Below are 13,237 nucleotides of genomic sequence, written 5' to 3'. Positions count from 1 at the left end.
TCAATATCGGCGTTAACAACAAAAGGGTGAAGCATAACTGCTTCACCCTTTTTTATTACTTAAATTAACACTCGAGTTTATTCGATGCGCGTGATAGTAAGCGTAATGCTGCCATGATTGTTGTTATACAAAGACCAGACATCGTTAGCGAAAGCATAAAAATAGCCGCTATTTTTCACCTCTAAGCCATGCTGCTCATGGTCAGGCAAAGCAAAATACTTATGGGGTTCTGGACTGCCGTCGTTATTAACCGCATTGAGTACACCATCATCATTGGCGATACAACCTACGGCAACAAACCACTCTAAGGATTCGACTCGCTTGGTGCCCCAGAAATCCGTGAATTTGTTTTTGGTGATTTTCATAAATGCCCGCTCGGTAATCCCCCATAAGGATGAGGCAGCGCGAACGATATCCCCGCCAGTGAGGTTACCGTGTTCAGTGCCTTTCCAATCGCAGGTATCTTTACTGTCTTGCCATTGACCCGTTGCACTAAAGCAATATTTTTGACCTTTTTCCATATACAAATTAGCCGGGTTCCAGTGTTTTTTAGCAAACACATCCACAGCCAAAGACTCTCCCACCGCCAGTGACTGAGTTGGCCAATAGGCAGGATAGGCTAATGGAGATGAGGCTTGACGGGCAAAGACACTGGAATGAAAATAGGCTTCATTCGCTGGAAGCACGGCACCTATATTGCGAGGTCTTGAACGTAATTTACTAAAAACACCTTTATAAGAATTATGTAACACAGCGTTAGGATCCGGTTTCATCAGTGCAGAAATGCCCGGCCTAAACGTTAGCTTATTGCCTTGTTCACTGACCTTAGTCGCTTCTTCGATCATCCAGTTAAGGGATATGTCTGCCAAACCGCAATCCGCATAACCGCCGCCGACATCACTGTGCACCCCAGAAAACCACATTTCTTTGGCATTGTTATGGCTGTCCGCATTACTCCAGCGAGTCACAGTAAAACTGCTGCGTTTTTCATCCAAAGCCATGGCATGGCGCGCGATGCTAACATTATCCCCAAGCACAGTGTCATGAAAACGCCAGCGTTCAGGGTCATCAAACAAATTTAAAAATTCTAAATCGTTAGGGATCCCTAAGGCGCCAACTGTGTCCCACACCCCCAGAAAATGCACCTTGAAGGGGGCAGCATTATCCATAAAGAAGCTAGGTGTGAGTGCGGCGCCCACCCTTTTATAGAAATCATATAAATCATGAGTGCGCTGCCATGACTCTTTCTCTGATAAACCTTTGAAGTCCAACAAGCCCTGTTTTAATAACCCACAAAGACTGCGCGCCGTGAACGCGCCGCGGCTAAAACCAAAAACTGAGACACTATCACCAGGCTTGTAATGGGTAGCCAACCAATAATAAGCACTGGAAATATGACGCTTGATACTGACGCCAAGTGCTCCATCAACTATGGCATCTTTAAGGCCAGAATCTTCACCACCAAGGCCTGGGTGATAATAAACCATCTGCTTATCACCGTTATTGTCCAAAGGAGCGATGGCATTGGCGAGCTTATACACATTGGTTGGGGACGGTACTCCGTTATCTTCTTGCTGTGGATTGTTCCACGTTCCATCACAGCAAATCACTAAATTAGCCATTTCGGGCCTCCATGCAAAAAATGAGTAAACCCTTAACCTATAGCCCAAAGCTTAAGTTAAGTAAATTAACCCAGAAACGATAGACCATGCTCTACATCCCTGCTGTCAAGATTAACCACCTAAAAATGACAGTCCAGCATCAAAGATGTGAATAAAACAAGGAGGAGTTTAAGCAAAGCATGGCTAAATAATCCGTTTAAACAGCCACTTAAGCTATCACTAAAAACTCTCCTCAACAAAGTGCAATTAATTCAAACTACACTTGTCTTGAAATAGGTATAATTAGCACCATATTGTTAACCATGTTTACGCTTAAGCCCCAGAGAATTCAGATTATGCTAAATACAACGTTCGATGAAGTCATGGAGTTCCCTAACTCTTGTCCCTTTAAAGTCATAGGCGATGCAGACGATACCTTAATCGATCGCGTGGTAGCGGTAGCCCAGCAGTTAGCGCCTGGTGATTACGCACCAACCACCAAAGCCTCCAGTAAAGGCAGTTATTACTCCATTACCATACGCATTACTGTCACTAGCAAAGAGCACATAGAAAGGGCTTATATGGAGCTTGCGGCGATTGAAGGTGTAAAGAGAGTTTTATAGCACTGGACTCGCCAGTGTTGACCTAGGACTTACATTTACTCAAGTGACGAGTATAATGAGCCAACTTTTTTACAAGGGAGAGGCACTGTTGCTACCTCAAACGCTACATATCAGGCACCTTGGTCAGCAAGATTACCAGACAGTTTGGCATGCGATGCAAGCCTATACCGACAATCGCGGCGCAGACAGTCAAGATGAGCTGTGGATTGTGGAGCACACACCCGTGTTCACCCAAGGGCAGGCAGGCAAGAGCGAGCACATACTAAACCCGGGTGATATCCCTGTCATTCAAGTGGATAGGGGCGGTCAAGTGACCTACCATGGCCCGGGACAATTAGTCGCCTACCCTTTGATTGATATCAAGCGCGCCAAATTAGGGGTGCGCCAATTGGTTAATCATATCGAGCAAAGCATAATCGATATGCTTTCCCCTTATGATATTAAGGCCTACGCCAAAACGGATGCCCCTGGGGTGTATGTCGATGAGCGTAAAATAGCCTCTTTAGGCCTTAGAATTCGCAAAGGCTGCTCTTTCCACGGTTTGGCATTAAATGTCGACATGGACTTAGCTCCTTTTAGGCGCATCAACCCTTGCGGCTATGCAGGGCTTGAAATGGTGCAATCGAAAGCATTAAATGGACCGCAAAGCGTGGTGGAAGCCGGAGATAAACTTATCGACACTTTCACTAAAACCTTAGGTTACCAAGAAGTTATCCACCACCAAGGATTAGCAGAATAAAATGAATAGGCCTGAAAGATTACAACCTGGTGTCAAGCTGCGCGATGCAGACAAAGTGGCACGTATTCCGGTGAAAATTGTTCCTTCTGAGCGCGAAACCATGTTGCGAAAGCCCGATTGGTTAAGGGTAAAGTTACCGGCATCGAATCAACGCATCTTAGAAATTAAGGCCGCATTACGTAAAAATGGCCTGCACTCTGTATGTGAAGAGGCCTCGTGCCCGAATTTATCTGAGTGCTTCAATCACGGCACTGCGACCTTTATGATCTTAGGCGCCATCTGTACTCGCCGTTGCCCATTTTGTGACGTTGCCCACGGTCGTCCACTTAAGCCTGATGCCGAAGAGCCAGTCAAATTGGCGCAAACTATCCGCGACATGAAGCTTAAGTATGTGGTGATCACTTCAGTTGACCGTGATGACTTACGCGATGGCGGTGCCCAACATTTTGCCGATTGTATTCGTGAAATTCGCAAGCTCAATCCAGACATTAAAATTGAAACGCTAGTACCCGATTTCCGTGGCCGTATCGATGCCGCACTTGATATTCTGTCTGCCGAGCCGCCGGATGTATTCAACCACAACCTAGAAACGGCGCCAGCTCATTATCGCAAGGCAAGGCCTGGGGCTAACTATCAGTGGTCATTGGATTTACTTAAACGCTTTAAGGAGCGTCACCCACATATTCCTACTAAGTCGGGCTTGATGATGGGCCTAGGTGAAACCAATGAAGAAATCGCCGAGGTATTACGTGACTTAAGAAGCCACAATGTGGAAATGTTGACTTTAGGCCAGTACTTACAGCCATCGAAGTTCCATTTACCTGTGGTGCGCTACGTACCGCCCGCAGAGTTTGACGAGTTAAAAGTCTTGGCCGATGAGCTAGGTTTTACCCACGCCGCCTGTGGCCCTATGGTACGTTCGAGCTACCATGCCGACTTACAAGCTCAAGGGAAAGAAGTGAAATAGCCCTTCGTAAACAGTTCATCGTAGACAAAAAATAGCGCCTATGGCGCTATTTTTTGTCTAATTCAAATGTGTTTAAGTAACAGATAATAATCCCTTCGCTCAAAACTAAAAAAATCCACCACTTGCATATTGGCTTTGGCGGTATGAGCTGCAAAAGAGCGGGCATTATCTTCGGCAATGAATGTCAGAATATAAGGAAATTGACTGCGCACTTCTAGGGCGAGCTTAGCCACCAACTGAGCAAATATGCCCTTACCTCGGTACGCTGGACTTATCCAAATCGGGCCATATTGGCAGCAGTTTTTAATCGTCAATTTAGGTCCATCATGTTCAAGTGTGCCGAGTCGATTTTCTAAGGCACGGTAAATACCTTGCTGACCAAAAAAATCCCAGGTAGCGGCAATGACGTAGCCAATGATAACCCCGTCATCTTCCGCTAACTGCAGATAATGCCGATTAACCAAAGTAGTAAGTTCCTGACTATTGAAGCCTTGACCTGCTAATTGGCTGATGTCGGCGCCAGCCAACTCATCACTGACGTGTTGAGCCTCGAGTCTTGCTAATGCAGGTACATCATCGGATGTCGCTTTACGGTAGGTTAACATCAATATTTCTCATTCTGGTTTTTACTATCTGGGGTTTGATTGGCAGTAGAGTTCGCACTTTGATTGGCTGCTTGATTGTCAGCCTGCTGCTGTGCCCATTGCAAAAATAACACTATAGGGTATGGACTCATTAACATCAGCCCGAGACCAATCAAGCTTGAAAGCACTAGCATGCCTGATAATTCAAGGCTTATTTGAGTAAAAAAATAGCCGCAAAGTCCTAGAAAAAACATAGCTAATCCAATGAAATGCAATGCAATGCAATGCAATGCAATGCTTTAAAGAGTGTTAACAACTTCATTGTTATTACAACCACTAGGGAGGAATTAAGCCGCTATGATAATCTAGGAAAGTTATTCTAGGTAGCTATTCATAACGCTAAATAATACTTCACTAGCATGATGAAGCGTCACCCAAGCACTATCTCATGACTTGGGGTTAGCGCCGCCACTGTTTGGCTAGTGATATTCATGATGTTTATGTGATAATTTAGCTAAGCCTCAGCGTTTGTTTACGCAATTTGTTCAGCTAAATATTGATAACGCCAAAACCTAACGATAACGGCGACCCACACTCTCCAACATATAGGTTCACAATGAAAATAAGAACAGGCCAACACACAGATTTGATTGCACTGGTTAATTTCAATCAGGCGATGGCATTAGAAACTGAAAACCTGCAACTCGATAGCGAAACCTTAACCTTAGGCGTGAGTACCTTATTAGCGCATCCAGATAAAGGCTGCTACCTAGTGGCTGAAATCGATGGTGAAATCGCAGGTTCCTTGATGGTGACGTTCGAATGGAGTGACTGGCGAGCGAAAAACTATTATTGGATCCAAAGTGTGTATATCTTACCTCAATACCGTCGCCAAGGGATCTACGCCAAACTCTATCAAGCAGTGAAAGACTTAGCCAAGGAGCAAGGCGGCGCGGCCAGCTTCCGTCTTTATGTGGAAAATGAAAATACTCCAGCCCAGCGCACTTATGAAGCCCTAGGCATGGAGCAAAGCCACTATTTGATGTACGAAGAAAAGTAAATGAAGAGTGTTTACTCGATAAAATCACAGATTTCATCTAAGGATTTTTTGTTTACGGCATGAGCTGGAATGGTGGCATCCTCGCTTGGGTATCCGGCAATGATAAGCATATAAGGCCTTTCATTATCGTTATCTCGCTTGCATATTTTTGACAAAAAACTCATGGGTTTAGGCGTGTGAGTTAAGGTGCCAAGCCCTGCATTGTGCAGGGCTTGAATAAGAAAGCCTGTGGCTATCCCTACCGATTCATGAACATAATAGTTACTTTTTTCTTGCCCAGCTTCTTGCAAACGTTTTTGGCTAAAAACAGCAATTAACCAAGGTGCGTGTTCAAGGTAGGCTTTATCCGCATCTGTCCCTAAGGGCTTTAAGGCATCGAGCCATTCCTCCCCCGCTCGTCCCCCATAAAAAGCCTGCTCTAATGCCTCCGCTTGCTGGCGGATTTGCGCTTTAACCTGCGGTTGACTAATGGCAACAAAGTGCCAGGGTTGATGATTGGCGCCATTTGGGGCGGTGCCGGCGGCTAAAATACATTGGGCGATAATATCTTTTGGCACAGCGCGGTCAGAAAAATTACGAATAGAATGGCGGCGTTTAATCTCCGTGTAATGGGCTTGGGCGCGACTCAACATTTCATCTTGTGAATATTCAATAAAATCGGTTAACGGCAGGTGTTGCTCTTTCATATCAATCCCTTAATTTCAGTTTTTGCGCAAGTCCTAGTCCCTTAGCACCCAGGTATCCAACGCTTTTGTCATTCAATGAACCGTTACCACAGGTGGTTTGCAACATAAATCTAACCACTGGCAGATATAAGCGCAAGTGAGACATTAAACAGTCATGACTTTGGGCACTATTTCAATCTCAGCCTTTAGGGTTTAATAACCACACATTAGCAAGAATTAACTTCTAACAGCCTAAGAAGCGACAATTTAAGGGAACACTTATGAATAACATGATCAGCCACACTCCAGCTTGGGTTTTTATGTTGTTTTTTGTGTTAGTTTTTCTGCCCGATTAATCGCTGTGTTTCATGCTATGGGAGCCGCTGAAAAAAACTCAATAAAAGAGCCCACCAGCCGATAAACCTTCATTAGCTATGAGTATTTGGATGCCTGCACTTCAACGTCAAAGGCTGCAAAGGAATAGAATCTAAGGCTTAGAGGGCATTCAATGGAAATTTCAGGCGCAAAACTCACTTTAGCAAGTCAAAACCCAATTAAGGTTCAAGCTCGCCCTCAAGCTACTGATGGGACGATAACGACTGCCTTGGCCGCTAGTCAAGGGGCTGCTGATACTGTCTCCATTACCCAAGCGGGTATGGATGCCCTCGCCGCTTCCACTGGTGCAGCCCTGCATAAACAAGGCACTTCTGACACCAAAGCGCCTCAAGGGAGTGATAGTGATGAAGTGCTTTCTCCCATTGAAAAGCAAATTAAAAACCTGAAAGAAAAAATTAAACAGCTTAAAGAGCAGCTCAGGGAGTTAAAAGGCGATAATTCCGAGCAGGCAGCTGAAAAAAGGGAACAAATCCAACAAGAAATCTTGATCAATAACGGTATGATAGCGGCGTTAACCAAGAAGCTCGATGAAAAAAGTGTCACTAACCCATTAAAGTAAACCCTTTCATTCTGTGTGAAAAAACCGGCTATTGCCGGTTTCATGGTGAGATAATCTGAAGCTAACCTCAGTCCAGTTACAATTTATACTGCACTAATAGTTGCTCCAAGTCCTTCGAGGCCGTTTCTAAGCTGCTTGCCAAGGCTTCGGCTTTTTTAGCATTAGCTAAAATCGTATCTGATTGTTTGCGAATATCTGAGATCTGAGCTGACACGCTTCGAGATGAGGCGCTCTGCTCTTCTGCCGAGGTCGCTATTTGACTGCTCATGTCAAACACCGCATTGATAGATTCGGCCATCAAAGCCACATCATCACCCACCCCACTGATACTAGTGCGGCCCTCTTCGGCTTGTTCGACAATCATATTGGTGATGCCGCTGAGCTTGACCGATCCCGCTTGTAATCCTTCAATCATTTTCTGAATTTCTACCGTCGCCTGTTGAGTGCGTCCAGCTAAAGTACGTACTTCATCCGCCACCACAGCAAAGCCTCGCCCTTGTTCACCCGCTCGCGCCGCTTCAATGGCCGCATTCAAGGCTAACAAGTTGGTTTGCTCTGAAATGCTGTTAATCGTGGTCACTACAGCATTAATTTGAGTGGCATCTTTTGACAGTTTTTCTACCGAGGAGAATACTTCGCCAATACGCTCAGAGAGGCTGCTGATGCTCTTCACCGAGCCACTGATCTGCACTAGGCTAGAGTCCACTTGCTTAGCGCTTTCTTTAGTTCGTGTTGAGGTATCACTGGCATTATGAGAGACATCGGCAATGGCCGCGGTCATTTGCTCCATGGCATGGGAAACTGAATCTAGAAAATGATGCTGCTGGCTTATCAACTGACCGTTGGTATTAGCCTGCTTATTAAATTCGCTTGAGGCAAGTTCTAAGGTATGAGCATTGCTTCGAATCGCTTTGACCATTTCACTCATATTATCGGCGCTGCGATCGATTTCATTGGCTATCATGCTGAAATCATCAGTGCCAAAAAAATTCAATCGACAGCTTAAATCACCATCAGCCAAGCGCTTAATGGCAATATACATGTCCCAAAGCCCGCCCCCCAAAGAGGTTGAGATCCAGTAACTTAACTGAAATAGCGGTAAAAGCCCGATAAGTGCGAGCCACAGTAATAACTGAGTGTCCCCCCGAGCATCCTGCTCCCAAGCGGTAACAATTTGAGTTTGTTGTAAATACTGTGTCCCTGCTGCTGCGCTAGCGGTCACTGAATCCCCCATACGGCGATTCACTAATTGCGAAGCTAGTTGAAAATTATGTTGCTCGGCAAAAGCCTCGAGGTTAGCACCCGTGAGATTTTGCTTGCTGGCAACCCCTGCTACGGCTTCCACTGCGGCACTCACTCTTGCCATGGACTGCGCTTCTATGAGTTGGTTAGCATGTTGATAATTCATCAAGGCAATCACACTAGTAATGGCTGTAACCATAGAACATACAATCCAAAATTTACCATTCAAGCTAAATTTAATCAGTATTGCATCGATTTTTCTAAACTCTATTGGCTTCATGCTTTATATTCCTAAAATAGCGGATACCGTGACCCCAGATCCGCTGCACAATTGAAAACTCAGCGTAAAATTTACATAAAATTCGCTGTTATTTAGCGACTTAGTTAAATGAGCGCGCCTATTTAAGTTAGCTCATTAAGCTTAGTGCTTTTTTATCATAATGCTTATCACTATCGTGATAGAGTGTATCCCTGAGCTAAATCAAATCCTACGCCTTAGTCATTCTTTATCAAGCAAAATAAAATAAAATAAACCATTGGCCAGCAGACCAACTTCACAGCTGAATTAATGCTCCATATAGACACAAACTTAAGTCTAGTGCTGCTGTTGAGTACAGCCCAAGCTTCTAGGTTATAATGCTAAGCCGCTTGATACCAATCGTATTAATTATCTGCTCATTCAGTGGGAGTATCATGGATAAGTCGTTAGAGAAGTCATTAACCCTGTGGCTTAAGCAGCAACAGGCTGCCTGCTCTGGGTACCTTAAACTCACAGTCTTATTTGGCGTTTTCACCGGCCTTTGTCTGCTTGCACAAGCCTATCTACTGGCCAAGGTGCTAGATGGCCTTATCATGCAAAACATGCAAATAACCCGCTTTTACCCTGAAATTGCAAGCTTACTGCTACTGACGTCATTTCGGGCCTTACTCGCCTATGCAAGGGAGCGTTCTGGTTTCATAGCGGGTCAACGCCTTAGGGCTCAAGTGCGCCAAACTGTGCTCAATAAACTTGTCGCCTTAGGCCCAAGCTTTATCAAGACAAAACCCGCTGGTACCTGGGCGAATATCGTGTTTGAACAAATCGAAGATCTGCAGGATTTTTATGCTAAATACCTGCCTGCCATCTTATTAGCCGGGTTTACTCCGTTAATTATTCTTGCAGCCATAGTGCCGGTCAACTGGCTAAGTGCCATCATCTTATTGGTCACAGCCCCCTTAATCCCGCTTTTTATGGTGCTGGTCGGCATGGGCGCCGCCGAAGCTAATCGTAAAAATTTCTCAGCGCTGCAACAATTAAACGGCCATTTCCTCGACAGCTTAAGAGGCCTTAGAACCTTAATTCTGTTTCATCGCCAGCAAGATGAAATAGCCAATATTGCCAGTGTCTCTAATGACGTTAAGCAACGCACCCTATCTGTGCTTAGCCTTGCCTTCTTGAGCTCAGCCGTACTTGAATTTTTCGCTGCCATCTCCATCGCCATCTTGGCGGTGTATTTTGGTTTTAGCTACTTGGGCCATTTAGATTGGGGAAATTTTAGCCTGCTTCCATCGAGTGAGCAGCAGTTAAGTTTATTTAGCGGCTTATTCGTATTACTGCTGGCTCCTGAGTTTTATCAGCCACTTAAAGATCTTGGCAGCCATTACCATGCCAAGGCCAAAGCGATTGCCGCAGCAGAAAGCCTGGTCGCCTTGCTTAGTATTCAAGAAACTGCCCTTCCTCTTAAGGGTGTCCCAGTGCAACAAGATTCGAGTACATCACTTGCCAAGATTGAGTTCACCACTTGGGAGCTTGAGGCTAATAACCTAACGGTGTTAAGCCACGAAGGTCAATGCCTATTAGGGCCACTTGACTTCAGCATTAGCGGCCTTAAAAAACTGGCTGTCGTCGGGGCTAGCGGCTCAGGTAAAACCACCTTAGTAAACTTACTATTGGGCTTTTTACCCTATGAAGGATCACTCAAAATCCAAGGTATTGAATTTAACCAGCTAGATTTAACCGATTGGCGGCAAAAGCTTGCCTGGCTTGGGCAGGAGCCACAATTGTTTCACGGCACCTTAATGGAAAACTTAAGCCTTGGGGACAAAGCGCTAACCCCAGAGAAAGCTTGGGAATTACTAAGAAAAGCCAATATTGATCAATTTGTCGCAGCCCACCCACAAGGACTTGATTTAACCATAGGCGAACAAGCCATTGGTATTTCAGTGGGCCAAGCCCAGCGGTTCGCTCTGGCTAGAGCCTTAAACCATGATGCACAGGTATTTATGTTAGATGAACCCACTGCCAGCTTAGATATCTCCAGCGCGGAGGCGATATCCCAAAGCATTGCCAAAGAAACTGCGTCAAAGTGTTTGTTACTGGTGACTCACAAACTCAGTCAATTACAAAATATGGATACCATACTCGTGCTTGAGAAAGGCCGCTTAGCCAGTCGCGGGACATATGATGAGTTGATGGCCGAACAGGGATTATTTTATCAGCTCAATTTAGAGGCCAGCTATGACATCAACTTACAGACAAGCATAGGGCTAAGTTAATGAAAGCATTACTGCCTTATTTGCGCCTATTTAAGCAACACTTCTTAATCATGGGTCTGGGTTTTTTATTGACTCTTGTGAGCCTTTTAGCCGCCATGGGGTTATTGTCTTTATCAGGCTGGTTTATTTCGGCGGCGGCCCTCGCCGGCCTTACCGCAGCCAGTGCCGCGGCGTTTAATTTTTTTACTCCAGCTGCAGGGGTCAGGTTCTTCTCTATTTTACGTACCGTCAGTCGTTATGGCGAACGCATGACCACACATAATGCCACGTTTAGCTTACTTGCAGACCTTAGAGTCTGGGTGTGGAAACAGATACTACCCTTGAGTCGCCAACAACTTAAGGGCATACGCCAAGGTGACTTACTCAACCGCTTAATTGCCGATATCGATACCTTAGATCACCTTTATTTACGCTTAATCACCCCTATGGCGGCCGCATTAGTGATGATCTTAAGCCTGTACTTTTTTGTGGCTTGGTTTCATTTAGGCATAGCCTTAGTCTTGAGCGGATTTTTACTTGCTAGTTGGTTTATCTTACCTTGGATTTTTTATCAAATAGGCATAAAAGCCGGCACAGCATTACCCCAAGCTAAACAAACGCTTCGAGTGCAATTAATTGATTTGCTTCAGGGCCAAGCAGAGTTGAGTCTTTTTGACGCCAATAGGGATTATTTACAGCGTTTTTACCAAGGCGAATCTCGCTTGTACGCCAATCAATATACCCTTGCCAAGGTTGCTGGGTTGAGCCAAGCCATGATCATTCTTTGTCACGGTGTCGCTGTGCTTGGGGTGTTAATCTTGGCAGGTTTTGCCATGGAAAATGCTGTACGCACTCAGCCCCTAGCTTTGTCGCAACTCATGAATCATGAGCCAATCACGGGGGCCGTGTTGGCTTTATTAGTTTTTACCGCCATGGCTAGCATAGAAACCTTGCAGCCCATTAGCCTTGCTTTCAATCAATTGGCGTCGAGTATCGCCTCGGCAAAACGATTAAATAGCTTAGTCAACCAGACCCCCGACATTATTTTTACAAAGCAAGAACTCGCGCCACTTAGCAATACTGCAGAGATAACCTCTCCAAGCTTAAGCTTAAGCGGTGTTTGTTTTGGCTATCCCCAAGGACTGCACCTGTTCGAGCAACTTGAGCTTGTAATACCTAAGGGACAAAAAGTGGCGCTATTGGGGCCAACGGGCTGCGGTAAATCCAGTTTGTTAGCACTCATTAGCCGTGAATATCAAGCAAACTCTGGGGAGATACGCCTCAATGGGCAGAATATTAACTCACTCTCTCAATGCCAATTGAGAAGTGCGATGAGCATAGTCAGCCAGAGAGTCGATATCTTTAGTGCTAGCCTGAAGGACAATTTGGCCCTCGCCATTAACGCTCACACTAACGACTCAAAAGAAATCGAATCTCGAATTCATCAAGTCTTGCAGCAAGTTGGGCTTGAGTATTTAGCTCAGACAGAAAAAGGCTTATCCCTTTGGCTGGGTGAAGGGGGCCGTACACTTTCAGGGGGGGAGCGTCGGCGCATAGGCATAGCAAGAGTGCTGCTACACGATGCTGAACTGCTATTACTCGATGAGCCGACGGAAGGTTTGGACAATAAAACAGAAAGGGAGATGTTAGCTTTACTGTTCGAATTTGCCAAAGACAAGAGCCTACTATTAATCAGTCACAAGCTCACCGCAATGGAGCAAATGGATCATATCTACCTGATGAATAATGGCAAAATTGCGCCATTAGCTAAGGATACGCTACCCGTAACGCCATTGCCCATGGAGCACTCTCTTTGAGTTAACCGCTCTGCACGCCTTAAAATTGCAGCAACACGGGCAACAAAAACGGCTTATGCAGACACATAAGCCGTTTTAGCTATCAAGCCAATAATAAAATACAAACTGAGCTTAATTGAAGCTAGCGTTAGCCCAATTTTTTAGAAAATGATAAATAGCGTAGCACTTCTGACTCAGGGAATGTCAGCACTTCACCTTCTTGCTTGCTGCTTAACAGGTTTTCTCTCGCGTAGCGCTTAATGGTGGCGGGGCTTTTATCTAGAAGTTTACACACTTCCTCTAGCGTTAAATATTTATCGCTCATTGTTGTCTCCTATTGACAGAGTATTGCTCGGGGATAAATACAGCTTAGCTGATTTTTAACCAAGTGAGCTAAGAAAAGTTTTCAACAAGCCACACGACTTTATACCAATCGTATTAATAATCTGGTCATGCAGCGGGAGTTAAAATGATGTTAATCAAGGCGGAGG

At 45.1% G+C, this 13,237-nt stretch carries 13 protein-coding genes; 7 read left to right on the top strand and 6 right to left on the bottom strand.

Features of this window, described 5'->3' with window-relative positions; translation table 11 throughout:
- Positions 1-77 precede the first annotated feature (77 nt).
- On the bottom strand, positions 78-1,622 hold the full coding sequence (locus SDEN_RS04535; RefSeq protein ID WP_011495323.1) for a DUF2235 domain-containing protein: 1,545 nt from the start codon (positions 1,620-1,622) through the stop codon (positions 78-80).
- Positions 1,623-1,957: 335 nt separating this feature from the next.
- Here SDEN_RS04535 and ybeD point away from each other — a divergent pair, with 335 nt between their 5' ends.
- From ybeD to lipA, 3 genes are all read left to right on the top strand, one after another.
- The gene (ybeD, locus tag SDEN_RS04530; protein ID WP_041406054.1) at positions 1,958-2,224 is read left to right on the top strand and encodes a DUF493 family protein YbeD; all 267 of its coding nucleotides are present in this window, start codon (positions 1,958-1,960) and stop codon (positions 2,222-2,224) included.
- An 88-nt stretch (positions 2,225-2,312) separates the two neighbouring features.
- The gene (gene lipB / locus SDEN_RS04525; RefSeq protein ID WP_041406053.1) at positions 2,313-2,963 is read left to right on the top strand and encodes a lipoyl(octanoyl) transferase LipB; all 651 of its coding nucleotides are present in this window, start codon (positions 2,313-2,315) and stop codon (positions 2,961-2,963) included.
- Position 2,964: 1 nt separating this feature from the next.
- Positions 2,965-3,930: a lipoyl synthase gene (gene lipA / locus SDEN_RS04520; RefSeq protein ID WP_011495320.1), complete on the top strand. Its 966-nt coding sequence runs from the start codon at positions 2,965-2,967 to the stop codon at positions 3,928-3,930.
- 62 nt (positions 3,931-3,992) lie between these two features.
- Here the strand turns inward: lipA and SDEN_RS04515 are convergent, their stop codons facing one another.
- Entirely contained in the window at positions 3,993-4,535 is a 543-nt protein-coding gene (locus SDEN_RS04515; RefSeq protein WP_011495319.1) for a GNAT family N-acetyltransferase, read from the bottom strand.
- Positions 4,535-4,768, bottom strand: a complete 234-nt coding sequence (locus SDEN_RS04510; protein WP_232279926.1) for a hypothetical protein — start codon at positions 4,766-4,768, stop codon at positions 4,535-4,537. The genes SDEN_RS04515 and SDEN_RS04510 overlap by 1 nt, the downstream gene beginning before the upstream one ends.
- Positions 4,769-5,130: 362 nt before the next feature.
- Between SDEN_RS04510 and SDEN_RS04505 the strand changes: the two genes are divergently transcribed.
- The gene (locus tag SDEN_RS04505; protein ID WP_011495317.1) at positions 5,131-5,574 is read left to right on the top strand and encodes a GNAT family N-acetyltransferase; all 444 of its coding nucleotides are present in this window, start codon (positions 5,131-5,133) and stop codon (positions 5,572-5,574) included.
- 11 nt (positions 5,575-5,585) lie between these two features.
- On the opposite strand, the gene SDEN_RS04500 is transcribed toward SDEN_RS04505, so the two are convergent.
- On the bottom strand, positions 5,586-6,260 hold the full coding sequence (locus tag SDEN_RS04500) for a nitroreductase family protein (RefSeq protein WP_011495316.1): 675 nt from the start codon (positions 6,258-6,260) through the stop codon (positions 5,586-5,588).
- 487 nt (positions 6,261-6,747) lie between these two features.
- On the opposite strand from SDEN_RS04500, the gene SDEN_RS04495 reads away from it, so the two are divergent.
- Positions 6,748-7,194, top strand: coding sequence for a hypothetical protein (locus SDEN_RS04495; RefSeq protein WP_011495315.1), 447 nt, complete (start codon positions 6,748-6,750; stop codon positions 7,192-7,194).
- Positions 7,195-7,270: 76 nt separating this feature from the next.
- Here the strand turns inward: SDEN_RS04495 and SDEN_RS04490 are convergent, their stop codons facing one another.
- A complete protein-coding gene (locus SDEN_RS04490) occupies positions 7,271-8,716 on the bottom strand; it encodes a methyl-accepting chemotaxis protein (protein WP_011495314.1) in 1,446 nt (481 codons plus the stop codon).
- Positions 8,717-9,129: 413 nt separating this feature from the next.
- Here SDEN_RS04490 and cydD point away from each other — a divergent pair, with 413 nt between their 5' ends.
- Both cydD and cydC read left to right on the top strand, forming a co-directional pair.
- A complete protein-coding gene (gene cydD, locus SDEN_RS04485) occupies positions 9,130-10,971 on the top strand; it encodes a heme ABC transporter permease/ATP-binding protein CydD (RefSeq protein WP_011495313.1) in 1,842 nt (613 codons plus the stop codon).
- Positions 10,971-12,767, top strand: coding sequence for a heme ABC transporter ATP-binding protein/permease CydC (gene cydC, locus SDEN_RS04480; RefSeq protein ID WP_011495312.1), 1,797 nt, complete (start codon positions 10,971-10,973; stop codon positions 12,765-12,767). Before cydD ends, cydC begins: the two co-directional genes overlap by 1 nt.
- A gap of 127 nt (positions 12,768-12,894) precedes the next feature.
- On the opposite strand, the gene SDEN_RS04475 is transcribed toward cydC, so the two are convergent.
- On the bottom strand, positions 12,895-13,071 hold the full coding sequence (locus tag SDEN_RS04475; RefSeq protein ID WP_011495311.1) for a helix-turn-helix domain-containing protein: 177 nt from the start codon (positions 13,069-13,071) through the stop codon (positions 12,895-12,897).
- Between the last annotated feature and the right edge of the window lie 166 nt (positions 13,072-13,237).

It is taken from the genome of Shewanella denitrificans OS217 (genome assembly GCF_000013765.1).
Classification (GTDB): domain Bacteria; phylum Pseudomonadota; class Gammaproteobacteria; order Enterobacterales; family Shewanellaceae; genus Shewanella; species Shewanella denitrificans.
Note: the sequence above shows the minus strand (reverse complement) of the source record. Positions and strands in the feature narration are given on the sequence as shown.

Excerpts from the sequence above, each read along its gene's own strand:
- SDEN_RS04535 (WP_011495323.1), bottom strand. The coding sequence starts at position 1,622 with ATGGCTAATTTAGTGATTTGCTGTGATGGAACGTGGAACAATCCACAG.
- ybeD (WP_041406054.1), top strand. The coding sequence starts at position 1,958 with ATGCTAAATACAACGTTCGATGAAGTCATGGAGTTCCCTAACTCTTGT.
- lipA (WP_011495320.1), top strand. The coding sequence starts at position 2,965 with ATGAATAGGCCTGAAAGATTACAACCTGGTGTCAAGCTGCGCGATGCA.
- SDEN_RS04515 (WP_011495319.1), bottom strand. The coding sequence starts at position 4,535 with ATGTTAACCTACCGTAAAGCGACATCCGATGATGTACCTGCATTAGCA.
- SDEN_RS04510 (WP_232279926.1), bottom strand. The coding sequence starts at position 4,768 with ATGTTTTTTCTAGGACTTTGCGGCTATTTTTTTACTCAAATAAGCCTT.
- SDEN_RS04505 (WP_011495317.1), top strand. The coding sequence starts at position 5,131 with ATGAAAATAAGAACAGGCCAACACACAGATTTGATTGCACTGGTTAAT.
- SDEN_RS04500 (WP_011495316.1), bottom strand. The coding sequence starts at position 6,260 with ATGAAAGAGCAACACCTGCCGTTAACCGATTTTATTGAATATTCACAA.
- SDEN_RS04495 (WP_011495315.1), top strand. The coding sequence starts at position 6,748 with ATGGAAATTTCAGGCGCAAAACTCACTTTAGCAAGTCAAAACCCAATT.
- SDEN_RS04490 (WP_011495314.1), bottom strand. The coding sequence starts at position 8,716 with ATGAAGCCAATAGAGTTTAGAAAAATCGATGCAATACTGATTAAATTT.
- cydD (WP_011495313.1), top strand. The coding sequence starts at position 9,130 with ATGGATAAGTCGTTAGAGAAGTCATTAACCCTGTGGCTTAAGCAGCAA.
- cydC (WP_011495312.1), top strand. The coding sequence starts at position 10,971 with ATGAAAGCATTACTGCCTTATTTGCGCCTATTTAAGCAACACTTCTTA.
- SDEN_RS04475 (WP_011495311.1), bottom strand. The coding sequence starts at position 13,071 with ATGAGCGATAAATATTTAACGCTAGAGGAAGTGTGTAAACTTCTAGAT.